At 45.1% G+C, this 25,266-nt stretch carries 21 protein-coding genes, 1 tRNA gene and 1 other annotated feature; of the genes, 6 read left to right on the top strand and 16 right to left on the bottom strand.

From position 1 onward, the window contains the following. Positions 1–144: 144 nt before the first annotated feature. Positions 145–1,182 (bottom strand): LacI family DNA-binding transcriptional regulator, encoded by a 1,038-nt coding sequence (locus tag G358_RS0115965; protein ID WP_019638242.1) that lies wholly within the window; start codon positions 1,180–1,182, stop codon positions 145–147. Positions 1,183–1,469: 287 nt separating this feature from the next. Then, positions 1,470–1,691, top strand: a binding site (T-box leader). Between the two features lie 58 nt (positions 1,692–1,749). Between G358_RS0115965 and G358_RS0115960 the strand changes: the two genes are divergently transcribed. Further along, a complete protein-coding gene (locus G358_RS0115960; protein WP_019638241.1) occupies positions 1,750–3,624 on the top strand; it encodes an arginine--tRNA ligase in 1,875 nt (624 codons plus the stop codon). Positions 3,625–3,789: 165 nt separating this feature from the next. On the opposite strand, the gene G358_RS0115955 is transcribed toward G358_RS0115960, so the two are convergent. The 9 genes from G358_RS0115955 to G358_RS0115915 all read right to left on the bottom strand — a co-directional run bounded on the left by G358_RS0115955 (position 3,790) and on the right by G358_RS0115915 (position 11,305). After that, positions 3,790–3,863: transfer RNA gene (locus tag G358_RS0115955), tRNA-Arg, on the bottom strand. A gap of 102 nt (positions 3,864–3,965) precedes the next feature. After that, a complete protein-coding gene (locus G358_RS0115950) occupies positions 3,966–4,325 on the bottom strand; it encodes an SH3 domain-containing protein (protein ID WP_019638240.1) in 360 nt (119 codons plus the stop codon). Positions 4,326–4,355: 30 nt separating this feature from the next. Beyond that, positions 4,356–4,679 (bottom strand): hypothetical protein, encoded by a 324-nt coding sequence (locus tag G358_RS0115945; RefSeq protein WP_033404119.1) that lies wholly within the window; start codon positions 4,677–4,679, stop codon positions 4,356–4,358. A gap of 314 nt (positions 4,680–4,993) precedes the next feature. Next, positions 4,994–7,276: a Tex family protein gene (locus G358_RS0115940; RefSeq protein ID WP_420836064.1), complete on the bottom strand. Its 2,283-nt coding sequence runs from the start codon at positions 7,274–7,276 to the stop codon at positions 4,994–4,996. Positions 7,277–7,406: 130 nt separating this feature from the next. Continuing rightward, positions 7,407–7,766 carry a DUF4190 domain-containing protein gene (locus G358_RS0115935; RefSeq protein ID WP_019638237.1) on the bottom strand — a complete coding sequence of 120 codons (360 nt, stop codon included), beginning with the start codon at positions 7,764–7,766 and terminating at the stop codon, positions 7,407–7,409. Positions 7,767–7,908: 142 nt separating this feature from the next. Continuing rightward, positions 7,909–8,259 carry a type II toxin-antitoxin system PemK/MazF family toxin gene (locus G358_RS0115930; protein ID WP_026342294.1) on the bottom strand — a complete coding sequence of 117 codons (351 nt, stop codon included), beginning with the start codon at positions 8,257–8,259 and terminating at the stop codon, positions 7,909–7,911. Positions 8,260–8,262: 3 nt separating this feature from the next. Then, positions 8,263–8,544, bottom strand: coding sequence for a CopG family ribbon-helix-helix protein (locus G358_RS0115925; protein WP_019638235.1), 282 nt, complete (start codon positions 8,542–8,544; stop codon positions 8,263–8,265). 255 nt (positions 8,545–8,799) lie between these two features. Then, positions 8,800–9,984 (bottom strand): alanine racemase, encoded by a 1,185-nt coding sequence (alr, locus tag G358_RS0115920; RefSeq protein WP_026342293.1) that lies wholly within the window; start codon positions 9,982–9,984, stop codon positions 8,800–8,802. 223 nt (positions 9,985–10,207) lie between these two features. After that, positions 10,208–11,305 (bottom strand): outer membrane lipoprotein-sorting protein, encoded by a 1,098-nt coding sequence (locus tag G358_RS0115915; RefSeq protein WP_019638233.1) that lies wholly within the window; start codon positions 11,303–11,305, stop codon positions 10,208–10,210. A gap of 430 nt (positions 11,306–11,735) precedes the next feature. On the opposite strand from G358_RS0115915, the gene G358_RS0115910 reads away from it, so the two are divergent. The 4 genes from G358_RS0115910 (at position 11,736) to G358_RS34010 (ending at position 14,363) form a co-directional block, all read left to right on the top strand. Beyond that, positions 11,736–13,301 (top strand): histidine kinase N-terminal 7TM domain-containing diguanylate cyclase, encoded by a 1,566-nt coding sequence (locus tag G358_RS0115910; RefSeq protein ID WP_026342292.1) that lies wholly within the window; start codon positions 11,736–11,738, stop codon positions 13,299–13,301. 107 nt (positions 13,302–13,408) lie between these two features. Beyond that, the gene (locus G358_RS30295; RefSeq protein WP_019638231.1) at positions 13,409–13,690 is read left to right on the top strand and encodes a hypothetical protein; all 282 of its coding nucleotides are present in this window, start codon (positions 13,409–13,411) and stop codon (positions 13,688–13,690) included. A 6-nt stretch (positions 13,691–13,696) separates the two neighbouring features. Next, complete coding sequence (locus G358_RS34015) at positions 13,697–14,068, top strand: serine hydrolase domain-containing protein (RefSeq protein ID WP_240480044.1); 372 nt, start codon at positions 13,697–13,699, stop codon at positions 14,066–14,068. Positions 14,069–14,102: 34 nt separating this feature from the next. Next, complete coding sequence (locus tag G358_RS34010) at positions 14,103–14,363, top strand: hypothetical protein (RefSeq protein ID WP_019638229.1); 261 nt, start codon at positions 14,103–14,105, stop codon at positions 14,361–14,363. 8 nt (positions 14,364–14,371) lie between these two features. Here the strand turns inward: G358_RS34010 and G358_RS0115890 are convergent, their stop codons facing one another. The 3 genes from G358_RS0115890 to G358_RS30285 all read right to left on the bottom strand — a co-directional run bounded on the left by G358_RS0115890 (position 14,372) and on the right by G358_RS30285 (position 17,158). Next, positions 14,372–14,881 (bottom strand): hypothetical protein, encoded by a 510-nt coding sequence (locus G358_RS0115890; RefSeq protein WP_019638228.1) that lies wholly within the window; start codon positions 14,879–14,881, stop codon positions 14,372–14,374. Between the two features lie 205 nt (positions 14,882–15,086). After that, positions 15,087–15,899 carry an ABC transporter substrate-binding protein gene (locus tag G358_RS0115885; protein WP_019638227.1) on the bottom strand — a complete coding sequence of 271 codons (813 nt, stop codon included), beginning with the start codon at positions 15,897–15,899 and terminating at the stop codon, positions 15,087–15,089. Positions 15,900–16,285: 386 nt separating this feature from the next. Next, entirely contained in the window at positions 16,286–17,158 is an 873-nt protein-coding gene (locus tag G358_RS30285; RefSeq protein WP_019638226.1) for a response regulator, read from the bottom strand. Positions 17,159–17,410: 252 nt separating this feature from the next. Here G358_RS30285 and G358_RS0115875 point away from each other — a divergent pair, with 252 nt between their 5' ends. Beyond that, the gene (locus G358_RS0115875; RefSeq protein WP_019638225.1) at positions 17,411–18,964 is read left to right on the top strand and encodes a methyl-accepting chemotaxis protein; all 1,554 of its coding nucleotides are present in this window, start codon (positions 17,411–17,413) and stop codon (positions 18,962–18,964) included. A 54-nt stretch (positions 18,965–19,018) separates the two neighbouring features. Here G358_RS0115875 and G358_RS0115870 read toward each other — a convergent pair whose 3' ends face one another. The 3 genes from G358_RS0115870 to G358_RS0115860 form a co-directional block, all read right to left on the bottom strand. Beyond that, a complete protein-coding gene (locus tag G358_RS0115870; RefSeq protein WP_019638224.1) occupies positions 19,019–22,957 on the bottom strand; it encodes an S-layer homology domain-containing protein in 3,939 nt (1,312 codons plus the stop codon). 57 nt (positions 22,958–23,014) lie between these two features. Next, entirely contained in the window at positions 23,015–24,814 is a 1,800-nt protein-coding gene (locus G358_RS0115865; RefSeq protein WP_019638223.1) for a protein kinase domain-containing protein, read from the bottom strand. Positions 24,815–24,911: 97 nt separating this feature from the next. Then, the gene (locus tag G358_RS0115860) at positions 24,912–25,151 is read right to left on the bottom strand and encodes a hypothetical protein (protein ID WP_338042707.1); all 240 of its coding nucleotides are present in this window, start codon (positions 25,149–25,151) and stop codon (positions 24,912–24,914) included. Positions 25,152–25,266 lie beyond the last annotated feature (115 nt).

Below are 25,266 nucleotides of genomic sequence, written 5' to 3'. Positions count from 1 at the left end.
GAACTTGTATTTGAAAACCGCAGAGCCAGGGGCCTAGGATTCCTAGAATCTGCAAATTCTCACCTACAAGCTGTCACCATTTGGACAAAAAGTTAAACGTTTAGATTATATTGGAAAAAGAAGAGCTGTCACGAAAAATTACACTTATCTCTTCGGAGCAGCTACAGAGTCACGTTCAATCAAACGGCACGCGGGCATATTCATAAGCTCGTTTTTTTTGCCGCGCATGAAATTATGGAGAACCTCCATCGCCCGGTATCCCATTTCATGTAATGGAATATCCATCGTTGTAATCCGGGGAGTCAAATAGTCACTAAATTCACGGTTATCGAAGCCGATAACGGATAGATCTGCGGGCACCTTAACTCCGGCTTCATTGGCTGCTTCCAGCACCCCCACCACCATGACGTCGTTCATGGACAATACCGCTGTTGGCGGCTCGGGCAAAGCTAGCAGCTCCTTCGTTAACCGGTAACCGGAATCCCGCTCCCAATCCCCCATCTTAATGTATAACGGGTCGAAGGGCAGCTCGAATTCCGTGATCGCTTTATAATACCCATTCAAGCGAAGACGAGAAGGTATCGAATCCATTAGGCCGCTGATGATTGCGATGCGGCGGTGTCCCTTCTGGACCAAATAAGACATCGCTTCATAGGAAGCTTGCTCATCATTATATTGAATCGATACATCATTCTCCGTGTACCCATACGTGTAGACGATCGGTTTCCCTTCCGTATCGATCAATCCGCTCAAATCCCGGGTATGTACACCGATGTATATAATTCCGTCCACTTGCTTGCTAAGCAGCTCAGACACAGCGCTAGTAGCATACTTCTTGTACTTATCGATGTTGCTGAAATCACGGCCAATCCGTTTATCCAGACGGAGGTTCGTCAGCAGAATATGCAAATCATGATGGTCGCCGTAATCGTTAATGCCGTCGATAATTTCCGGCGTATTAAATACGGTAACGTCCTCAGCAATTACCCCGATCGTGTCGGTACGTCTGCGTTTCAGGCTTTTCGCGATGTCGTTGGGCTTATAATTGAGCTCCTCAATGACCGCTAATACCCGTTCGCGCGTTTTGGGACGGACATTCCGCGTGCCATTCAAAACGTAGGAGACGGTAGCTGTAGACACATTCGCTTTAGCTGCTATATCTTTGATGCTGACGTTGGACATACTCCACCTCCTTAGTCAAATAAATTTTGTGTGTGAGCCCAGGACTTCTGTTTTCTGCTTTGTTTCTGTGTTGATTTTCTTTTCGTTTCTAGGGATTTTTGAATTCTTATCAAATAACTGGCTCAAAATCTAAACGTTTAGATTTATCTTTTTTATACCACATCCTATTTCATCCTGCAAGCGGTTTCTTGAAATATAAATAAAATATAATTTCATTTGGGTAATTATTTTTTTAAAAAAATGTGGTAATCATTAGGGAAACTAGTTATAATAATCGATAATTTAATAATATATCGATGACTGGAAGAGTAATTATTGTCCTCTATGTTCAAGCGAGCCGGGATAGTGTGAGCCGGCCGGAGTCAATAATGAAACGGATCCATGAGATGGACTTCTGAACAACATAGTAGGATGTCCCGGCTAAAACCGTTATTTTAATGAGGTGGTTGAACATCCATGTTTAACAACGAGAGTGGTACCGCGAGCGCTATTAAGCCTTCGTCTCTTAGGAGACGAAGGCTTTTTTTATTTATAGACCATTTAGCAGTTACTTAGGAGGTTGGATAAATGTTAAGTACATTGATTGCAAAAAAAGTGACAGAAGCTGCCCAAAGTCTGTTTGAAGAATGGGAAGCGGATCGTTCTATGCTTAATGCTATTCAAATCGAACAGCCAGCAAACCTGGAATATGGGGATTACTCCAGCAATATTGCGATGCAGTTAGCGAAAATACTGAGAAAACCTCCGCTGCAAATTGCGGAGCTGCTCAAAGCAAAAATTGCCCAGCAGGGTTACATCGATAGCTTACTGAGCAGGATCGAGATTGTAACGCCTGGATTTTTGAATTTGTATATCAACTGGGATGAGTGGGCTTCACGCGAATTCGAGCTGCCGGAATGCCCACTGGAAAAAGTAATCATTGAGCATACCTCCATTAATCCGAATAAATCAGCGCATATTGGGCATCTGAGAAATTCCTGTATCGGAGACACCTTAGTGAGGCTGTTAAGAAGAGTCGGCTACGATGTCGAAGTCCACAATTATATCGATGACTTAGGCAATCAATTGGCAGATACCGTGGTCGGACTGTTGAATATTCCCCTATCGAGCGGGCACGGGCGTTTTGGGGATTATTGCTGGGATTTATATGCTGCAACTAATAAGAAATATGCAGGCGACTCCAAGCTCTTAGAGAAACGTACAGAAGCATTGCATGTTCTGGAGAAGGGAGGCTCCAACGTATCATGGATCGGCATGCTGGCCGCGGAACGCATCGTCCGCGAACATGTGGAGGATATGAATGAGTTTGGGATCGAATATGATCTATTGGTCTGGGAGAGCAATATCGTAAGAGAAGGATTTTGGTCATCCGCATTCAAGCTGCTGCAGCAGACCTCTTTATTTTATCGAGAGACTGAAGGCAAATTAGCCGGCTGCTGGGTGTTAAAGCAGGCTGGGGAAGTTAGGGCTATAGCTAGCAGCCAGCAAGATACGGCCGATCATACGATGGACAAAGTACTGGTCCGTTCAAATGGAATTTTAACTTACACCGCAAAAGACATAGCATACCATTTGTGGAAATACGGGCTGTTAGACAAGGACTTCTCTTATCAACCCTTTGCAGGCGATTTGTGGACGACAGCTTCCAAGGGAACAGACAGAAGCTTTGGGCAGGCCGATCTGGTTATTAACGTAATCGATCATCGTCAGGAATATCCCCAAAATATGGTCAAACAGTCTCTTCAAGCACTGGGGTATGTGAAAGAAGCAGAGAAGCTGCAGCATGTAAGCTACGGCATCGTTTCCTTAAGCCCTTCTGCGGCTGGTGAACTGGGAATAGATATATCGGTTGGAAAGTCTTCCTATGCCATGTCCGGTCGACTAGGGATTGGAATTAAAGTTTCCGAATTCATCGACATGATGGAAAGAACAATCGAAAACAGACGCTCGAATTCAAATGGATTGGCCAGTCGCGTCATTGCCACGGCGGCTATTCGTTATTATTTGCTCCGTTTCAGTCTGCAAACCGAGGTCGTGTTCGATTTACAGCAAGCAACAGAAATATCGGGGAACACGGGAGTCTACCTGTTATATGCTTACGCTCGCGCGTGCAGCGTCTTAAATAAAGCGCAGAATGACAATATTATCCTTGTAAAGCCGGACAAAATCGCTGCAATGGAGCCAGCGGAATATGCTTTGATCAGACATATCAGCACTTGGCTGGATACTCTGTATACTGCCAGTAAAGAATTAACGCCTAGCTCGGTTTGCAACTACGCCCACCAGTTGGCCACCTTGTTTAATAACTTCTATTCCGCTTGCCCTATTCTGAAATCAGAAGGAGAAATTCAGCAGTTTCGAATTTGGCTGACCGCTAAATTCAAGGATACGCTTGGGGATGCGCTGCAGGTTCTTGGTTTGCCGGCACCGGAGCGGATGTAAAAACTCTCCCAATGGAGAGTTTGCATACGTCCCAGAAGGGATACTCGCGCTACGGCGCGAGACTCGGTCGTCCTGCCGCTCCGCTTGGCGTACTCCCTCCGACGAACCCCCAAGGGGTTCTCATCCCCGGGACGCAAAAAACTCTCCCAATGGAGAGTTTGCATACGTCCCAGAAGGGATTCGAACCCCTGACCGACGGCTTAGAAGGCCGTTGCTCTATCCAGCTGAGCTACTGGGACATAATATAGATAATATGTATGCAATATGTATAAAAAGGATGCGATATTTATTATAACGCATCCTGACTTTTTTTCAAACTAAAAATTTTGGCCTACGTTATTTTATCCGTTGTCTCCAGCCAGCTTCTCATTTAGTTTATCGGCGATATCGCCAAAAGCGAGCAGTTGCTTCTTGAACTCGGCTCGCTGGGCAGCTGGCTCCGGCCAGCCGGTATCGCCAAAATTCTCCTCGGCAACCTCTGCATAAGCTTGATGCAAACTGTTATCAAACCAATCGATTTCCAAATCCGCCTCACTGCGGATCATCTTAATGATCTCATAGTCCCGGCCATCCCCAGAGCGTGCTATATATACGAAAAGCTCCGGATCGTCCACTGCTCCGGGACTCACTTGAATCTCCGCACATTGCCGGCCATTCTGCTCAGTCAGCCGTCTAAACTTGGCATCCTTGATATAATACATCTTGCTTCGCCCCTTGTTCATTGAAATCTATTATTCTGCTTGCGAATTCCCATAGCCTGCACGGCGCAGCTGCTCTCTTGTCTCTTTTGTACCGAGCCGATAAATTTCCCGGTATACCTCGTCAATCTGGCTCTGGAAGTTGCTGTTTACTTCATCTTCTGGTGTATCGGGCCAAGGGTAAGTATAAGCGGCAAAAGAACTCTCTTCCTTCTCCCCAATCCGCTCCAGCATATGCCTTAAATTTGCAGCAACCTCGGGAGTGGACTCAATAGTCCACTCGTAAGCTGTCGCCCCCTGTTCTTCTAATACTGAACGTCCATGAACAGACACATAATACCGCTTGTTCACCACCATGCCCCCTAGTTCATTCCTTCCAGACGTCGTCCTGCTTTACCGGAGAAACACGATACGTCCTACCCGATATCCGACCATCCTTACCATTGTGTACAAGGGGCAAATAATTAATGCATAGGAGGCGAACTTTTGTATAATTCCGCGGAGAACATAGAACAAGAACGGCCGACAACAAACGAGCTATAAAACGCAACATACCAGCCGGGAGAGCTCCCAGCTGGTATGAACAATCTTGTTATCTTTTTCAGTATTCATTATTTAATATTTAGCCCGACCAAGCTTATCAGGAAGCATGAGGGCAAGGCAGGGGCGCCTTATTGCTTGTCCAATTGTTCAGCAGGCTTGCGCATGCTGAGTCCGACTCTCCCTTTTTTCGTATCAACGGTCAGCACCCAAACCGTCACATTGTCTCCAACGGACACCACATCCATCGGATGTTTGACATAGCCCTTACTAAGCTGGGAAATGTGGACAAGACCATCGTTTTTGATTCCAATATCTACAAACGCACCGAAGTCGATGACGTTACGGACAGTGCCCTGAAGCTCCATGCCTGGGGTCAAGTCTTCAATTTTCAGAACATCCGTGCGAAAAATAGGCGGCGGCAGCTCTTCACGCGGGTCGCGCCCCGGACGCTGCAAGCTATCCAAAATATCCCGCAGCGTCGGCACACCTACGCCAAGCTGTACGGCTAAGTTTTCCGGATCCAAGGTTGATAACATTTCAGCCAATTCTTTAGTTCCCAACTGGCTCAATTCCATACGCAATTCCTTGAACAATTGAGTTACTACGCTATAGGATTCGGGATGAATGGGCGTACGGTCCAGCGGATACTCGCCATCATTTATTCGCAAAAAACCGATGCACTGCTCGAATGTCTTTGCTCCAAGCCGCGGTACCTTCTGCAGCTGTTTGCGACTCGTGAACTTTCCATTTTCCTCCCGGAATTTAACGATGTTTTTGGCTATCGTTGCATTTACTCCAGATACATAAGACAGCAAAGCAGGAGAGGCCGTATTGACATCTACGCCAACATGGTTCACCGCCGATTCGACTACAGCGGTAAGGCTTTCGTCTAAATGCTTCTGGGATACGTCATGCTGGTATTGACCTACGCCAATCGCTTTAGGTTCGATCTTCACCAGCTCAGCCAGCGGATCCTGCAATCTCCGGGCTATAGATACCGCACTTCGTTCGGCCACATCCAAATCAGGAAACTCCTGCTGAGCCACCTTTGAGGCAGAGTATACACTGGCCCCCGCTTCATTGACGATCAAATAGGCAAGCCCAGGGTCATTGCGCTCCGCAATAATTTCGGCAACAAACTGCTCCGTCTCGCGGGAAGCCGTCCCGTTACCGATGACGATCAACTGCACCGCATATTTTTCTATTAGCTCATTGAATGTTGCTGCGGCTTCCCGTCTCTTATTGTTTGGCGGCGTAGGATACGTGACAGCTACCTCCAGCAGCTTGCCAGTATCATCGACTACAGCAAGCTTGCAGCCGGTACGATAGGCCGGATCGACGCCCAATACAGTTTTCCCTTTAACAGGCGGCTGAAGAAGCAAGCTTCGCAAATTGGCAGAAAATATAGAAATTGCCTGCTGCTCCGCCTTCTCCGTCAACTCGGCTCGAACTTCCCTTTCGATAGATGGGGCCAGCAGTCTTTTGTAAGCATCGTCAATCACGCTTAGCAAAGTGCTTTCCGAAACCGACGGCCCTTTAATGAAACGCCTCGCCATATAGCGGTGAATGGATTCCGCCTCTACCTCCAGCGAAACCTTCAAAATATTTTCACGCTCTCCCCGGTTAATAGCCAATATACGATGAGGCGGCATTTTCTTGGCAGGCTCGCGATAATCATAGTACATTTCATATACGGATTCTTCTTCCGGGTTTTTGGCTTCCGAAACGATGATGCCTTGATCCATGCTATACTTTCGTACCCAAGCCCGAATTGCCGCTTCGTCCGCCATCCCTTCGGCAACGATATCCATGGCGCCCTGGATCGCTTCCTCTGCTGTTTCTACTCCTTTATCGTCACTTACATATTTGGCAGCCTCCTCCAGCAGCGCGCCCGTTTTGGGCTGGGCCAACAACCATTCCGCTAAAGGCTCCAAGCCTTTTTCCTTGGCTACGCTAGCCCGGGTCTTCCGCTTCTGACGGTAAGGGCGGTATAAGTCCTCCACTTCCTGAAGCTTTACCGCCTCAACGATAGCTTTCTGGAGCTCATCTGACATTTTCCCCTGTTCAACAATAATGCGAATAACTTCCCGTTTGCGAACTTCCAAATTACGCAAATATTGTACCCGGTCACTAATATCACGAAGCTGATTCTCGTCAAGCTCCCCCGTCATTTCTTTACGATACCGGGCGACAAACGGTATTGTATTTCCTTCATCAAGCAAGCCAACGGTTGTTCGTACTCCTTTTAAGGAAAGGCCAAGCTCTTTGGCAACCTGAACTACAATGCGTTCCTGGACTTCAGCTTCGATCTGTTCCTGAATCTCAGCTCCAATTTGCTCTTGAACTTCAGATTCAATCTGCTTCGTATTCGTATTCGTTTCCGGACTCATCCCGTTATTTGACAAGGTCATCCCTCTTTCATTCACAAATTACGCTGTTCCTATTATCACAAAATTTATAGTTCATTTCCAGTCAAGGGCGTTTCTCTTGCTCCAAAAAAACACAGCACCGTACATTAACTACGGTGCTGTGGCATTCCTATTAAAAGTTGGAGTAGTTGATCAGCTCATTGGATGTTTCTGAAAACGCGAATATAGCGACGATCACTAGAAACAATACGATAATTCCGTATAGTACGGTACCGATGATTCCGCAAACTAACCCGGCAGTCGCAAATCCGCGGCCTTGCTCATTAGTCTGTTTTAGTTCCTTAAACGAAATCGTTGACATGATGATCGCTATAATTCCAATAATAAATCCCAAGTATGGAAGAACAATAGACAAAATACCCAGTACCATCGCTGCGATCGACTTTCCATTCGTTACCTGTTGGGCCGGTGGTTCGGGCGGCGGCGCAGGGGGATAATTATAGTTGTACTGCCCTGTTGAATTATAATCCATTTAAAAACGGTCCTCCTCAGAAAATAGATATGCTTATTATACCAGATTAAACCAATGAAGCTATCTGTAATTGTAAAGTATTCTAAAATAAAGAACGCACCAGTCACTCGGAGCGTTCAATTGGGACAATTTTTTTCTAAATTTAAAAATCAATTAAGCCGAGACTAATGAGCAGCGAATCGTTAACCTTTTTCATTGTCTCATCATCCAAATGCGTAATTTTATCCGTCAGTCTTTGCTTGTCGATCGTACGGATCTGTTCAAGCAAAATGACAGAATCCCGGTCAAAACCATGTGTAGCCGCCGCGATTTCCACATGAGTAGGCAGCTTCGCTTTCTGAATTTGAGCGGTAATGGCAGCAACAATTACCGTAGGGCTAAATCGATTGCCAATATCGTTCTGGATGATAAGCACCGGTCTTACCCCTCCCTGTTCAGAACCAACAACAGGAGAGAGATCTGCAAAAAATACGTCGCCGCGCTTTACGATCAATGGTCACACCCCGCTAACTAGGCGGTCCAGAGTGCTGTCTGCATCTTCCTCCGCATGAAAAGCTTCAGAGGCCATGGTTAAGTTGATCTTAGCCATTTCCATATAGCCGCGCTGCATAGACTCCCGGATGAAACGCTTCTTCCGTTCATTCAAATACAGCTTCATAGCCTGTCTAATAAGCTCACTGCGGTTGGAATTCTCCATCGCAACGATTCCATCCACTTCCTGCAACAAATGATCCGGTAAGCTGATCATAATTCTTTTGGTGTTCTGCATATTGGCCATCTTTAAACATCCACCCCCAAAACCTTGTCGACCCATTCCTTGTGAATCAGTATAACAATATCCAAGGATATTTATACAAAGAAATATATGCTGAGTGTATATCAAGTATGCTGCATTTCATTATAACCAAAAATGGCATAACCGTACATACCTGATCATTTCCATCTTTATCATTCGAGCTTATTGTATATCATTCGATGGGCTCAGCATAAATTCCTTCCATAGGAAGAAAGTTTTGTTGATTATTGTCTGCTATTAGGCAAACAACGGATTTAGTAAAAGATGCGGCCTATCTGTACCTATGTAAAGACGGGGCACACGATGAGCCAACATACAAACCACCTCGTAGGGAATGGTACCTAGCATGGAGGCCAATTCGTCCGCTGTAATACTTGCGCCGGACTGCTGGCCGATGAGAACAACCTCCTCGCCGACTTGGATTTCTTTAGCCTCTTCAGCTAAAGATTGCAGCGAAACCATACACTGGTCCATACAAATTGTTCCGACGACCGGAACACGCTTCCCGCGTATCAATACCTGCGCCTTGTCACCAAGCATTCGTGAATATCCATCGGCATAGCCTAATGGCAGCGTTGCGATAATCTCTTCCCGTTCCGTCACATATTTCGCTCCATAACTAATGGCGGAATGCGGCGGCAAGGATTTTACATGCACCGTTTCCGTCTTGAGAGTCAAGATCGGTTGAAGCGGTACCTGCTCCTTGTCGATTTCATCTGACGGGTAGAGACCATACAATGCGATGCCAATTCGTACCATTTGGTACGAAATCTCTGGTAAATCAATTGCAATCGCACTGTTGCCCGTATGTATAATCGGAATATTCAGATCATGGTGCTGCAGTGTATCAACTACGCTTTGAAAACGCCGGTATTGCTCCAATGTATAGCTCTTATCTCGTTCATCCGCAGTTGCAAAATGAGTAAACAAGCCTTCTACTTCCAGCTGTGGCAAACTCATCGCATCACGGATGAAAGCAATCGTCTCATCTCCAGGAAGGAGGCCGAGACGCCCCATACCGGAATCGATTTTAATGTGAACTTTAAGCTTATGAGTAAATTCCGATGGATCCAGATCACGGATCGCATAAAGAACTTCTCTGCTGAATAAGGTAAGCGTTATGCCGTTCTCCCAAGCGTCTCGCACTCCATCGGGAGGAGTGTAACCAAGCACGAGAATAGGCAATGTCAGCCCTGCTTGACGCAGCTCTAACGCCTCGTCCAAGAAGGCTACGCTAAGATAATCAGCCCCATACCTCTCCAGTTCCCTTGCAATGGGTACGGCCCCGTGTCCATAAGCATTAGCTTTAACACATGCCAACAGCTTTGCGTCTGCAGGGATTCTTCTCCGCAGAGCCTCATAGTTGGCATAAAGCGCGTCCAAATCGATTTCAGCCAGGGTAGGTCGATACTTCACTTGCACTTTGTTGGTCACCTTCTCTAAAAAGAGTGAAATCATCTTCAAGCAATACATTAATCGTAATGTTCCTGAAGGCGACTGTCAATTATACAGAATAAACCATTTTGTTGCTTTAAAACTATTTTAAGCCAAATTGATTGTTAAACCAAATAAAAAAGAGAGAGACCGACGGACCTAGCGGCATTTCAGTCTCTCTCCAAATACCGCAGGACCGTCAGTCTTCTTCTTATTTACCCGTTTGCTCCTCCATAGAAGCGGCGATTTTCACCATTTCATTGACAGGGAGATTATCACTCGTTATCCGGAATTCCAGACCATCTACTGTCCACGTTAAAGTTTGCAGCGCATCCCCCGTCAACAATCCGGCAGTAAAGCCGAGATCGACGACATCTCCGGGCACTAATGAAGCGGTACGATCCGGCGAACGAGATTCTGTCAACGTAAATTGATATGTACCGTCAAATCGCAGGAGCACACTGCTTCGTTCACTATCATCTACGATTTTGTCATCTTTATACGCTACCCCTGCCGGCAAATAGGTCGGGAAAAATACTCCAAACGGCTCGGACAGCCCCGGAGCGGCCATCTGTTCTCCTGCTGCTATATCGGTTCCAACTGCGGATGCATCCGTCTTCTCCACAAGCATTCCGTTCTCATCCACTTCAAGCAGCGTCCCTTTGGACTGCTGTCCAGCCGTGTTCAGATTATGCTGCATATCAAAGGAATTATTATCGAACTTGGCATCAAAATCAAACTTGTCAAACTTCACTTCGACTACGACTTTCGCCTCCGCATCGGATACCTGAACCTGCCTAGGCGCGTAGTCATTTTTGGCCAGCCATATTTTCTGCCTAACTAAAGCATGGGTATTATAATTAGCTGCCACATCAAATACATAACTATCCTTGTCACTTACAAATTGGCGGGAGTTGTCACTCAGGATGCTTCGCACGAGCGTTTGATACAAGTAGACCTGCCCCTGATTTTCGGGCCAGTCGCTTTGGAACCGGAAGCTCTTATTCAAGCTTGGCGTCAATACGTAGACCCCTTGATCATTTTTGAGGACGATCTGCGTAATATCCTTTTGAGCGTTGGTAAGAGCAATCCGGTAAAAAGACGGATTCTGATACCATACCTCTACTTTGTACTCTTGCGGCTTATCTCCCGTATGAAGCGTCATCGTCCCCGAGCCCTGATAACTTTCCAGCTTCGCTACGACATTATCCAAATCCTTGACGACACCATCAGCATCCTTTTTACCGCACCCGGCCAATACAGCACTCAAGCATATCACAATGGCAAGCGCCCATGTGATCCGACGCATGAGATCATCCCCTCTGCAGATTGATTTCCTAAACTGATAACATGTCTATGAGGGAACTTGGCCGATTATGCGGACTGGTTGTAGGCTTGGCTAAAGTTTTTTGCTTCTATATATGTATAGGTGTTGAAACTGTTTACAGCAGGATGACAACAGACTTCTCTAGAATGCTCTTGCAAACGCCTTGCAGACCCGAGCTTTTGAAAGTTGTTTCTATAGTGGCTAGGAACAAAGGTCTGCTTGCGTGAGTAGAGTTCAGAGCAGTGTGGTACAGTAAAGCTTTCATGTCATGCTTTTTGCGATCGTTTGCTCTGTATAATAATAGTCACAATAATGATGTGGACCGAATCCTGTACATCGTTCAATGAATTAATTAACAATTTACGCCGATCATGTTAACATTATATATACACTATGGAAGAGGGTATAACTATTGGATTCGAAGCTAGCGGCATATATAACATTAGTTTGTACTTCGGGTGTTCTGAATTTGTCTATACTTGTCTATACTTATTGGAGGAGACATCATTATACAAGTATCGCCAAATTGTTCATGTGGAATACATTAACTTCAATGATTTATTGCTTTGGTTATGCCTTTAGCTTAACATCTACTTCATTAGAACAACTTAGATTTTGGAATATTGTACAGTATGCAGGGATGCCATTTTTCCCTCCGTTAGGATTATTGTTTGTCATGCAATATTTGGGATATAAATTAACGAGAAAAAGAATAATCGCTATACTTATATTGCCTTGTCTTACTTTACTCATCAATGTAACAAATGAATCTCATCATTTTTACTATAGAATATATGATATCCATTCGGTGCTTGGGGCTCCATATAGTCAGATTGAATATGGGGTATGGTTTGTTGTACATAATATTTACATTTTTTGCTGTATGCTTGCTGCGTTCTTATTGCTGCTTTCACGCTGGAAGGAAACAGTTAGTGTATATCGACCTCAATTATTTGCCCTAATCTGCGGTCAGTTGCTTCCAATAGTGACTGCATTTTTATTATTCATAGGAGTGGCACCCGATGGTATCGATCCTGTACCAATGGTTATTTGGTTTTCTTCTGTTTTGTACCTCTGGTCTATTACTTCCTCTCGAATGTTATCAATTATACCAATTGCGAAGGAAACGATCTTTAATAGTATGAATGATGGTGTTATTGTGCTTAATGATACCTATCAATTAATCGAATATAATCAAGCTTGTAAAAATATGTTTAGTGAATTGGATCGATCAACGTTAGGGCAGCCATTTGATCAAGTTTGGTATATGCTAACGGGTCAATCATTTCCTGTTCAATTAGATACGTTATCAGATCAATTGAGTGTTAAGATTCATCAAGCTGATTATATTTATCAACTACGTATTTCTAGGCTTCAGCAATCAAATAATAGGTCTGGCTTACTAATTATATTTACAGATATAACAGAGCTACATATATTACAGCAAAAGTTAGAGCATCAAGCCTATTATGATGAGCTAACGCAAATATACAATCGTCGTGCCTTTTTCCAGCAAATTGAGCAAAACTTAATGAAAGTAAAGGATAATTTGTCATCTTTTACGATTATTCTATTTGATATTGATTTTTTCAAAAAAGTGAACGACACTTATGGGCATCAAACCGGAGATCAAGTACTAGTACATGTGGCTCAAATATGTAAGGCTGAGCTGGGAGAACATATGCTATTTGCTAGATATGGTGGTGAAGAATTTGTACTAGCTATAACTGGTTATACACTAGTGGAAGGGGAAAACTTCGCTAATCACCTTAGATTTTGCATTGAACAGAGCCCCCTAGTTGAAAATGAACGATTTGTTTCAGTTACCTCCAGTTTTGGAGTATCCGTAACGACAGGAGCTAGGGAGGAAACAATCTATCAACTTCTTCAAAAAGCTGATGAAGCACTTTATGCTGCCAAAAGAGCTGGTCGAAATCAAGTGCAGGTTTTTACTGAAAAGTACAATTTTGTGGAATAGTACATTCTCGTTTTCATCTTTCCCCACGCCACGATCCATTTCATGATATTGGGGTAGCTAGCGTACGATTTGCAAAGGAATACAGTGTATTATTTCGAGATTTAGTGATGAAACCAAACCAACATATGCAGGATTTTGACAAAGATATGGGCGACGATCTTGTAAAGAGGATGAAAAGGGATGCAGAACTTGAGGGATTTTCCAATGATGAGCTGAAACTTATATTATTAAAAATGAAAATATTTCAAACGGGTCTTTCTGTCATGGTAGCCAACGGATTATTTCCAGACAATCTTAGTGAAGAACAAGTGATTGAGTTATTGGATAGCGCTGCAGCCGATATTATCGTTGCCGCTCGCCAGCATAGTGCGAACATACGGTTGCCATAACCAAGGATGAAAGGAAACTCAGAAGGGAGAATTAATATTGCAACTAGAAAAAATTTGCAACCCCACTTTCCTCCTGGCAAAGGTGTTCAGTATGCAGATACCGGTTATAACCTTCTAGGTCTAATCATTGAATCCCTCACATCAAAACCGTATCACGAAGTGCTGCAGGAGTATATTTTTAATCCTTTGCGTATGCAGCACACCTATTTATCGCATTATTCTGAACCCAAGGTGAGAAGCAAACATCCGACAGCGCATCTGTATATGGGCAAGCTAAAAATTTCTGTTGAGGAATACCGTAGCTTTAGCAGTTTTTATGCAGGTGGCCAAACGGTATCTACCACAGAGGATCTGCTTGTTTTCATGAATCTTTGGTAAACAACGAGCTCATTCGAAAGATACGTTAAACTTAATGCAGCAATGGAATCGCTTGCGGCCGGGAATGGATTACGGGTATGGTTTAATGAGGTTGCCGTTTATTCCGTTCACAAACAAATATGTTGGCTTGGGTCATCTCGGGGCAAGCGGCTCCTCTATGATCTATTTACCAATGCTTGATGTGTATATTATCGGCAGCTTCAATCAAACGGCTTACCAATCCAAGGGCCTGACTTTCGTCTATATTCATGCCCTTCGAAAATTATCAAAGCTTAGTTACTTAGATAAACACTAAAAGTATAGCTAACTTTGCAAGATGTATTGATTATGTTTAGGACGGGTGAAGCTGATGTAAATCGTAACTAGCAAACATACCAAAAGCGTGAAGTGAAACACCACGTGAATCGTATTAGGGACAATCCCGTTATTGACCGGTAAAAAAGCATGCGTATTACCAAACATCTCCATGTACCTTTCGGTTTTTTCCTTTGCACCAAAACCGAGTAAGTAAGGAATCCACCAATCCAGCAAAACACCAGCAAAAATGAAGCCTTGATGGATGATTAACCAAAGCTTTATCCAAAGCGGTTTTTTCCTGCCCATGAACAATAATACGAGCGCCATTAACAATAAAATTTGGGTCGCCCCAATCAACGTTACGACGATCAATTCATTGACACTACGAGATTCAGACACTGCCTGTACATCATTAAGTTGCCCTAATGGCACCCAGTCATGAACAATCATAAATAGAAAAATAAAACTTAACCCTGTCAATAAAATAATTTCTGAAGTGCGAATCTTTCTGTTCATATACATGACCTCCGAAGCTTACTTCATTAGTAATGATTTTACTAGAGCCGACCCTCTTGCAAAACAGGCTTTGGTATGAGATGTAACCTAGACCTAGGTTGGGAAAATTTATCTTCTTGCTGGCAATAAAAAAGAAACGGCCATATAAATATCAGAATTTATTTGGCCTCTTTTATTTCATTCGTATTTGGTTGGACGTTAAGTTCTATTTGACCATCCCGAGAACTTGATCAATGATTTGATTGGAACCGATTGGCGCAATTCCGCGATTCCATAGCTGTTGTTCGACAATGTAAACTTGGTCATTCTGGACCGCTTTGATATTTTTCCATATCGCAGAGTTCTCCAGTTCATCTAATCTGCTCTTGGCTGTATCCTCTACATTTTCCATCAAAAAAATATGATCAGGATTGAGGCTCGGCAGTTCCTCCAATGAAATCGGCAGCATCGCTTTGCTATCGGCAAGTTTCAAGCCATTTAAACCAAGTTCTTCGTGAATGATCCGGCCGATCCGAATGTCATCCATCCCGTATACTCGCAATTCCTTCGGCATTACGCGCATCACGACAAATACTTCATCGCCGGCCCTGCTATCCAGCTCCTCTTTTGCACTTTCAGCTTTTGCTATATAATCGCTCAGCTTCTGCTGCGCCAATTCCTCTTGCCCAACTATTTTGCCAAGCTCCAGGAGCAATTGGCGCCAATCATTCATTAACTCCCCGTCAAGCAGCAGGGTCGGAGCTATTTTTCGCAGACTATCCTCGATATTTTGATGTGAAGGGGCATAAGCCAAAATTAAATCTGGCTCCGCTTCCAATAGCACTTCGAGATTGGGTGATTCCGACGCTCCTAACGGAATAACGCCTTCCATTTGATCTGATATATAAGGCAGGAACTGATTATTGACAAGTGACGTAGTTGAGGCATGGGGCTTGATTCCAAGCTCCAATAAATGATCTGCATAGTAATCCAGCAATACGGCGATTTTTTTCGGCTCAGCTGGTATTTCCACATCCATACTTGCATCCTTGATTATACGCGGAGCGAGGGGAGGAGCATCACCAGTTGTTTTATTGCTTTGTTCTGTTCCTCCGACAGCGGAATTGCTAGAATCAGCTACTGATGCAGCCGAACTGCATCCCGAAACAAGTATAGTAGCTATCAAAAATAAGACGGCAAAATATGACCTCAATTTGTATGTATAACGCACTATGTTCCCTCCAAAGATATTATTGATAATGATAATCGTTATCAATGGAGATTATATGTTCAACTCGCTCCGCTGTCAACCTGTGTAACAACTGCAACTTGAATGAAAGTTGCCTATTCGCATGTGTTCATTTCAACAAAAAATTGCTTATAAAAAAAGAAGGAGCCTTAAGCTTCCTTCTCTTCTATAACAATTTATTTCTTATATTTGCTATTTTTCATATAAAGCACTTCAATGCTTTCTTTCAGATGAATGGACCAAGCGTAGTCTTTATCATTGAACAAAGGTCCGATGTATAAGTTGTTCATCTGCTCCAGCTCGTCCATCGTCAGGTCCGTCTGGCTCAACATGCTTCTGAATTTATAAAGATCAACATCCATTTCTCCGTCTCTTTCTAAAATATAGCCTTCATTCATGACCTTAATAGTCAAAGGAAGTGAGAACTCCTCGATCGTTTTTTTCAAGCGGTACACCGTATTGTAAACGTTATGGATCGCTCTTTTTCCGTCCAAATCCGGCCATAATTCATCCGCGATAATCCACTTGCTGACGATTTGCGCCTCTTTCACCAGAAAAAAAGCAAACATCTCCTCCGTCTTTCGGGTTGGCCATTTCACAATTTCGCCCTCCTGGTTGGTCGTTTTGAAACTGCCAAAACATTGAACCTTCATATCGGGCCGGTCTGACTGGGCATTTTGCAGCGTAAGCAGCCGCTTTATTTTTTCTAATTTATGTGCGATGGAATCGATCATTTTGCTTGTAATCGGCTTTACTAAATAGTCTACAGCATCAACGCGAAAAGCATCGACAGCATACTCACTATATGCCGTTGTAAAAACGATTTGCATCGATTCACTTTTTACCCGCTCCGCCAATTGCAGACCACTTAGGCCTGGCATCCCGATATCGACAAAGAGCACCTCGGCTTGCAGGCTGGGGATGTTCTCCAATGCTTCGAACGGATCGGAATAAGCGCCGATCAGCTCGTACTTTGGATGTTCGCTTATGTATCTTTTCATCATACCCAACGCAAGCGGTTCATCCTCAACGATGACTGTTTTCAACATGACAATTACCTACCCTCAAACTTTTTTTAGACGCGATGGCAAAGTAAGAGTAATCCATTTTGTGAGTGTTTTTGTGAGATTCCTGTGAGTTTTGTAATGTATGATATCTATTATGCTAAATTTCGCTGAACCATCCAAAGTGGACCATCGATTATGGATTTAATACTAATTCGGTCAATGCCGTGAATTTATTAATGGTTTCACATATTTGTAACTAATCAAATTTCTTAAAGGCAGGTTTGAAGCAAAAAAATGAAGCTAAAGCATTTGCAGAAAAATTCGATTATGCTTATTTTGTCGGGGATTACACTATTATTATCATTAGCAACACACGCCGTGCACAGATATACCTCTCTGTTCGACTTGCACAGGGCAATTAACGGCATCGGCCATCTGACACAGGGGCTATCCATCTTCAAAGACCTTTTGTTGTTTATTCCGATTGCCCTTTTTATACTAAGCCTCCTTACATACCGGTCAAATTCGCATTCTCCGGCATTGCCCTGGATGATTTGTACGACGCTGACATTCAGCAGCATTTCCATTATCGCGGGCGGGGACGGATTTGTGGAGTATCATTTCTCCATTTTCATGACGATTGCAATTATTGCTTACTATGAAAATATTAAAATCCTTCTATACAGCACCGCAATATTTGCCGTCCAGCATTTCGCAGGGTACTTTTGGTTCCCGCAATTGCTTTGCGGCACAGCGGATTACCGGTTTTCCCTATTGCTCATCCATGCGCTCTATTTGATCCTGACGAGCGGTGCGACAATCTGGTTTGTTTATTCGAAAAATATACATACGATGGAATATGAAAAAAAGGTTGCCTCCCAGCAGCAGGCCTTAAACGAAGTGCTTAAAAACATGAACACCTCTAGTAAATCCGTTCTCGATTCGGTCACACATTTAATGCTAGGCGCAGGACAATCTGCAAAGGCCAGTCAAGAAATTGTATCCTCCATTGAAACGATTTCAACAGGCGCTTCCGAGCAGAAGGACAAACTGGCCTTAGGGGTTGAAGGCATTCAAAGCATGTTAAGTCAAGTTGAACACATTAACGAAAATACGATGATCGTCGCGGAAAATTCCGTTGCCACGTCAAGTCAGGTCCTTTATGGAAAGGAGCATGTGCACTCGTTATCGAATCAGATACAGGTGATTACTTCAGCTGTCCACAATGTTAACGGGGTCATCAACGAACTCGCTGGCAACTCTCGGGAAATCGAAAATTTGGTGGAGCTCATCTCTTCGATCGCAGAACAAACCAACCTGTTGGCGCTGAATGCTTCCATTGAGGCGGCTCGGGCGGGCGAGCATGGTACAGGCTTTGCGGTGGTCGCTGCGGAGGTGCGAAAGCTCGCTGGCCAATCCAATGAATCGGCAGTCGAAATCAAGAACAACGTCCATTCTTTCCAATCCCATATCGATAAAGTATTGAATGAAATGGATCACAGTTTGACCGAAGTGCAGAAGGGGCTGGAGCAAATTGAGGAAACCAAACAGGTATTCGAACAAATTTCCGAATCCTCCATCAAAGTTGACTTGCAAATAAAAGACATGTCTAGCACAACACAATTGTTACTCCAGCATTCCCAACAGACAAATGACATAATGAATCAAATTTCCGAAATTACATCCGCCTTTTTTATGAACATCGAAACGATTTTATCCGCTGCGGAAGAACAGTCCACCACTTCTGATTCGGTCAACGATGTTGCTGTAAATTTAAAATCAATGGTTACCGAATTAGGCAGCATCGTAAACAGCATCCAGGCAAGCTTGGCCGAGAACGCAAAATAATGTGTAAAAAAGAAAGAAGGCCTACACCGAAAACGGTGATTTGCCTTCTTTTTTCTAATCCATATTGTGAATGAGCTTTAGCAATACAACGGCTGCCTCTGCTCTTACAGCATTCTCCTGCGGCTGAAAGCGGTGATTCGGCAGGCCAACCATCATTTGCTGCTCTGCGGCCCATTGAATGGCATCGCGTGCCCATATCGAGATATGGCCGGCATCCTCATAATGCAGCACGGCACCAGGCTCTCGGGCAGATTGCCCGTCAGACTTCAGTCCGTATGCGTGGGCTTTAGCAAGAATTACGGCCATCTGCTCGCGCGTAATCGGTTCATTCGGGGCAAACATGTCGTTGCTGTAGCCTTGAATCAGTCCATGGTTCCGGGCTGCCGCTATCGCATCCTGCGCCCAGTGTCCTTGCGTATCGCTAAACATAACTTCAGGCGAAGCTTCGTTCGATACTTGCAATTCCAGAGCTCGAACCACCAACGTGACGAATTCAGCTCTGGTCAGCTTACGATTTGGCTGAAAGGTTCCGTCAGGATAGCCTTTAATGTAACCCCTCGCTACCAGCTCCCGAATTGCTCCTGCCGCCCAATGTCCTTCGATATCGCTGAAGAATACCGAACTGTCGTTATTATTGCATGCAGCCCCGTTCGGGCATATCGGCTGGTCCTCGGGATGACCAGGCCTAACACGGTCCTCGTTCTCCACGGAAGGTGTCGTGTTGCCGCCTTTGGAGGAATTTTCGCTGCTGCCGGAGGTGCTTCCCCCGAAAGGGCTGCCGCCACTGGAAGGCGAGCCGCCACCGCTGCTGTTATTCCCCCCGCCGCCTTGCCCGCCATCATCGATGATGGGAGGTGGAGTGACTTTCACCGTACGTATAACCTCTTCTGCTGCATTCCCCGCTGCATCAGAAACGTTATACCGCAGTATATACTCGCCGGCAGCTCCTGTATTAACCTGGCCGGACACCCGGATCGCATGCGAAATATCTCCGTCCGCATCGTCTATGGCGCTAGCCCCCGGATCGTGAAAGGTGCTGCCTTGCACAAGACGAATGGTCGAGTCGCCCGTTAACGTAATGACGGGCCGAGTGCGGTCAATGTTCGTAATTTCGATTTGCTTTACCGTTTCATTGCCGGCCTCATCCTTCGCATAGAAGCTGATCCAGCCATTATCCATGGCGACAATCTCTGGCAATAACGGTTCCCCATTATGCTCGAAATAGGCAGCATCCTGGAGCCCGAATACCATTTTCTCAGCAACCAAGTTCACTGGTGAATAAACAGATGTAGTCACGGTAACGTTCTGGTTCGTAGATACCGTCGGAAATACCGTAAGCGTAATGATCGGCACATCCCTATAGATATTCGTGATCTCGATCGTTTGTACGGCAGCATTGCCAGCGCGATCCTTTGCGTAAACTGTGTAGATATCGTTCAACTCAGCTTCAAAGGAGCTTGCTCCGCCAAAATCCGTTCCAGCCAGCTCAAAATAACTGACAGGCTGATCTCCGGCCGCCCATTTCACCTCGCTGATTCCGCTTAAACGGTCATATACGCTGGCGGTTACCGTCACGCTCTGATTGGTCGGCAGGCCGTTCCCAATACTGAGATGAATCGTGGGCTCTGCTCCGTCATAATTACTTACCACAATTGTCTCCGCGGCCCCATTCCCTGCGTGATCCTCTGCGTAAACCGCATACTCTCCATTTTGGCTGACCTGAAAAGAATCCTGGAATGAAACTCCTCCGCCATTTTGAAAAAACGAGACAGGCTGCCGTCCTTCATTCCATTTCAAACCCACGCGATCATCCGTATCGTCGCTAGCGGCAGCGGTGATTGTAATAGGCTGATTCGTCCAATCCACTGGCTCCAAGCTCAGATCCAACTGCGGAGCCTCTACGTCAATACGGCTCACCTCAATATCGGCACTTACCTCGAACCCGGCCTTATCCTTTACATAGACCGTATAAGTCCCGTTCTCATGAGCGAGGAATCGGGTATCGTCCACATTCAGGACAACCCGCTGCCCATTCGGCCCCTGCTTGGCCCACTCCAGCTCAGCAATCCCGCTTCCGTTGTCGATATAGTCGATATTCACGGCAACAGGCTGATTGCTCCAGCTTGTTGAAGATAAAGAGAGGGTAAGGCTCGGACTGGTCTTGAAAATATTTGTTATGGTGATCGTCTGTACAGCTCCATTCCCAGCTCCGTCCTCAGCATACACCGTGTAAATACCATTCTCGGAAACAGGGAAACTGCCAGTAAACACGGTGCCGCCCTGGGCGAAATAAGCAGCATGGTGATCTCCCTTAGCCCACTTCAGTTCAGCTATTCCGCTCTCCAGATCGGCTGCGCTAGCGCTAACTATCACATCTTGATTAGTTGGCGCCCCTGTAGAAGGCGTTAACGTTATACTTGGCGGAATGAGATCGATTTGATCAATGGTGAGGGTTTGGATCGTCTCATTGCCAATCTGATCCACAGCATAGACGGTATACTTGCCATTGCTAGCGGCAAGAAAAGTATTATTCACGATTAAGGTGCCGCCCGAACGGAAATAATCAGCTGTCTGCTGCCCAGCGGCCCACTTGAACTGCCCCGAATTCAAACCGCTCTGAACGTCTTCTGCATTCGCCGTAACCGGGATCGGGTGATTCGTCCATCCCTGCTGCTTCGTAAAGACCTCCAGCGTCGGTGCCATACGGTCAATATTCGTAACTTCAGTGACTGCAACGCTTTCATTGCCGACGTGATCTTTCGCGTACCAGGTATACTTGCCGTTATCGGTCGCTATAAAATAGTTTCCAGGCACTGTGGTTCCATAATTCCGCATGACTGAGGCGTCATGTTCGCCCTGCAGCCATTTTTGGGCAGCAACGCCAGATCCATCATCTCTCACGGTGCCTACAACACTCACATTCCCCCTCGTCCAATCTGTCGGTGAATGCCTAAAATCAATCATGATTGGCGGAGTTTTATCGACGTTAACTTTACTCCCGTCCGTAGTGGCATCAATTTGGCCGCGCCTCTGTCCTGTTTCATCTTCATATTCAAGCTTAAACGGGATAGGGCTTTCAGTAACGGAAGAGTCCAGCGTCAGAGTAGCCGTCCAGTTTTTACGGTTGCCATTTTGCATCGCCTGAACCTCCTGCCCGGCAATTCGTACAACGGGGGGCTTTAGATAAAATGCAGAGGAAATAGATAGCGTCACCGTATCTCCTTCCCGTGCGTACCCTGGGGCGTTCTGATTGCCCGATGAAATGTTCACTTTCTGTATCGTATCGACGTTTAACGTATAGGTGCCTGAAGATCTGCTGAAATCAAGCGTTTTGGCCTCGCCGCCCCAAGAGGTCTGAAAATAACTTAGGGTAGCCCATATCGCTTCCGCTGGAACCGAATCCCCTTCCAGTACAGTAACGCCGTCCAGGCTGTATCTGTATTTTTGGTTGTAAATAGGATTCTTTTCGCCAAAACCGCCGTCGAAATTGCTGACCGTGATCCATCTGGCATCAAGAGGAAGTCCGAACCAGTAATCCGTGATGAATCGTTTCTCAGTCGTAACTCCGTCACGACTGTAATAGATTTCTATCCCCTCACTCAAACCATCGATTGGCATAAACGTGACCCATTTCGCGTCGGAAGGCAGCTGACTAAAGTTCAAATCAATAAAAAATCTCTCCGTTCCGTCGCTATAGCGATGTGACATCGTTGCGAATCCACTCGGACTGTAATTAATGATATTTATCGCCTCGGCTTGAATCTGCTCAGCAGAAGCTCTGCTTGCAGGGCCGGCAAATAAGAGCGCCGCAGTATAACAGATCATCGATAGCAAACAAATAAATATTTTTCTATCCGTGTATTTAATAGTACACTCTCCTTTCTGGATCAGCCCGTCCAAACCTATCACTTCAAATTGTAGATTGTAAAAAATGAAATAAACATCCCCCGATTGAGGGATATCTATTGATATTTTCCACCAGATGAGTTCCATCAAAAAAAGGCATACAGCTCTTTGGCTGTATACCTTCTTATTACTTGATTTAATAGCTTACCTGCGCTCTTCCTCATCCAACAATCCAATCGTTTTGGCTATAGCCGCCGCCTTCATTCGCCGATCCACCTTTAGCTTCTCAAATATATTCTTGAGATGCGTTTTTACCGTTTCGCTCGTAACCGTTAGTGTGGCAGCAATTTCTTTATTGGACAGCCCTTCAGATACGAGCTTTAAAACTTCCTGCTCTCTTGTAGTTAATGCACGCCTGGCCTCTGTCTGCCCGTCCAGCTCAATGACTCGCTCTTCATAATTTTGAGCTCCAACAGTAAAGGCTGACGACCTAGATTTTAATGCAAATAAAGCCTGTGAGGCTAAATTTTTGATCACATGAAATCGTTCTGCTGCAAAATACTTTGATGTAAGCATATTTTCCATATACAGCAAAGCATGAACTTCATCGTGGATGACGATAGGAATGCATAGAGCAGTTCCGCTGATTTTACTTCTTCCGCCCAGTGATGTCTCCCGGCATGCTTCCCGCGTCTCCGCTGCTTGCATAATCATTTTATCCTGAAGAGCACCGGCGACAAGCTCTCTTCTTATTTCCGGGTATGTATCGATAGGCATATGCTGAAGCGAAGAGACGATTGCCTGACTTTCAAGCTTGGCTTCTATGTTCACGTACCATTGATTATGGCTGGGGATGATAAGTAATCCCCGCTGTGCTCCTGCGTTTTTTATGATAAGCTGCATGAATTGCTCTGCAATTTGTTCCCCGTTCATATGGTCTGCGAAGATTTCTGACGCTTGAACGATCGCGGCCAAATCCAATACTTGAGGATAACTGACAATGTTATCGGTCACAACCAGTGTAGTGCGCTGAACTTGTACTTGATAGTTTTCAATAGAAGCAGTCATAGCATTCGTACGCTGGGGAAGTGAAGTCATTGGCAGATTGTTGCCCCCGCTCGAGCCCCTCTCCCAGTCATCCCGATCAATGCTGCTTTTTCCGTTCTCTATTAAAGTATACTTCTCTAAAGTATGCTCCCCTAGCTGCTCCAAAATTGCTTTCATGCTTGAAAAACGATTTTCCGGGTTCTTGGCCAGCATTTTCATGACGATATCCGAGATGATCGAAGGGATCATCACGTTTGCTTGCAATAATGGCACAGGCTGCCGGGCCAGATGGGCGTGGGCCCAATCGAGCGCTCCCCTTGCAGTAAAAGGAAGCTTCCCGGCAAACAATTCATAGAGCGTCATCCCCAAGGAATAAATATCCGTGCGAACGTCAACCGGATAATCCATTCGTCCCGTTTGCTCCGGCGACATATATATCGGATTTCCTTCCAGGCTGCTCTCCCCTTGCTTTTCCCGCCCATTCATTTGTACCGCATACCCAAACCCAGTCAGAAACACTTCATCGGTATGCTGCTGAATCAGCAGTGTGTCAGGCCTAATATTTAAATGAAGTATTCGCCGCTTATGAAGCTCCTGCAGGCGTGTCACAGTACTCTTCATTATTTGCACATACGAATCAGGTGTTACAGTCACCTTTGACCAATAATCCCGTAAGGTTAGCGCGTAAATCGGTTCATACTCCAGCACCATCATATTTTTAAAATTCTTATAGCAATTAGGCTTGAGAAGCCCCTTCATATCCAGCCCGTTCAGAAAGTTAAATTCATGAATAAGCTTGGCGTTTTCAATCGTTGTACTTTTCCCTATTTTAACGATCTTTAATAACACCTGCTTAGGTGTTTGTTCTGACGTTTGTTCTGTAGAGGCGAAGGCAACTAAAAGATAAGAATCTTCATAGACCGTCCGTGTAATAGAGTAGCCGGGAATGTTTATCATTACGCTACAATCCTTTTTAACTGTAATATGTTGTAATTTATTAGTTCAAGCAAGTTTAGGCCGCTTTTTAATTCCATTATAAACTAAAACTATCCAGCTAAAAAATCCGATTTCTCCAGTCATTCAACTTGGCGATCGCCTCTACAAAAAAATAATCGCCATAAATCAACGATACGTCTACATTGTCGCTGGCAGGCTTATGGCCCGTTGCTTGAAGCAGGATCGCCTCGTGGGCTGGCAGATGCCAGGTGGCATAGTTTTGATGCAGCGACACAAGGATACGCTCGGCCGCTTTGCGGTACACCCCGCCCTCCATCTCTGGAAGCAGGGAGGCCAATTCCAGCAATCCCGATGCGGCACAGGCACCGGCGGAACTGTCTCTTTTCTTCAGCTCAGTACTCCCGCTTGAATTTATGCAAAAAAAAGGAGCCTGCGGGCCCCCTGCAAAATGT

The sequence above is a fragment of the Paenibacillus fonticola DSM 21315 genome, assembly GCF_000381905.1.
Lineage (GTDB): Bacteria > Bacillota > Bacilli > Paenibacillales > Paenibacillaceae > Fontibacillus > Fontibacillus fonticola.
Note: the sequence above shows the minus strand (reverse complement) of the source record. Positions and strands in the feature narration are given on the sequence as shown.

Coding starts and splice junctions, on each gene's coding strand:
- G358_RS0115965 (WP_019638242.1), bottom strand. CDS start 1,182: ATGTCCAACGTCAGCATCAAAGATATAGCAGCTAAAGCGAATGTGTCT.
- G358_RS0115960 (WP_019638241.1), top strand. CDS start 1,750: ATGTTAAGTACATTGATTGCAAAAAAAGTGACAGAAGCTGCCCAAAGT.
- G358_RS0115950 (WP_019638240.1), bottom strand. CDS start 4,325: ATGTATTATATCAAGGATGCCAAGTTTAGACGGCTGACTGAGCAGAAT.
- G358_RS0115945 (WP_033404119.1), bottom strand. CDS start 4,679: ATGGTGGTGAACAAGCGGTATTATGTGTCTGTTCATGGACGTTCAGTA.
- G358_RS0115940 (WP_420836064.1), bottom strand. CDS start 7,276: ATGACCTTGTCAAATAACGGGATGAGTCCGGAAACGAATACGAATACG.
- G358_RS0115935 (WP_019638237.1), bottom strand. CDS start 7,766: ATGGATTATAATTCAACAGGGCAGTACAACTATAATTATCCCCCTGCG.
- G358_RS0115925 (WP_019638235.1), bottom strand. CDS start 8,544: ATGGCCAATATGCAGAACACCAAAAGAATTATGATCAGCTTACCGGAT.
- G358_RS0115915 (WP_019638233.1), bottom strand. CDS start 11,305: ATGCGTCGGATCACATGGGCGCTTGCCATTGTGATATGCTTGAGTGCT.
- G358_RS30295 (WP_019638231.1), top strand. CDS start 13,409: ATGAAACCAAACCAACATATGCAGGATTTTGACAAAGATATGGGCGAC.
- G358_RS34015 (WP_240480044.1), top strand. CDS start 13,697: ATGAAAGGAAACTCAGAAGGGAGAATTAATATTGCAACTAGAAAAAAT.
- G358_RS34010 (WP_019638229.1), top strand. CDS start 14,103: ATGCAGCAATGGAATCGCTTGCGGCCGGGAATGGATTACGGGTATGGT.
- G358_RS0115890 (WP_019638228.1), bottom strand. CDS start 14,881: ATGAACAGAAAGATTCGCACTTCAGAAATTATTTTATTGACAGGGTTA.
- G358_RS0115885 (WP_019638227.1), bottom strand. CDS start 15,899: ATGGATGTGGAAATACCAGCTGAGCCGAAAAAAATCGCCGTATTGCTG.
- G358_RS30285 (WP_019638226.1), bottom strand. CDS start 17,158: ATGTTGAAAACAGTCATCGTTGAGGATGAACCGCTTGCGTTGGGTATG.
- G358_RS0115875 (WP_019638225.1), top strand. CDS start 17,411: ATGAAGCTAAAGCATTTGCAGAAAAATTCGATTATGCTTATTTTGTCG.
- G358_RS0115870 (WP_019638224.1), bottom strand. CDS start 22,957: ATGGAACTCATCTGGTGGAAAATATCAATAGATATCCCTCAATCGGGG.
- G358_RS0115865 (WP_019638223.1), bottom strand. CDS start 24,814: ATGATAAACATTCCCGGCTACTCTATTACACGGACGGTCTATGAAGAT.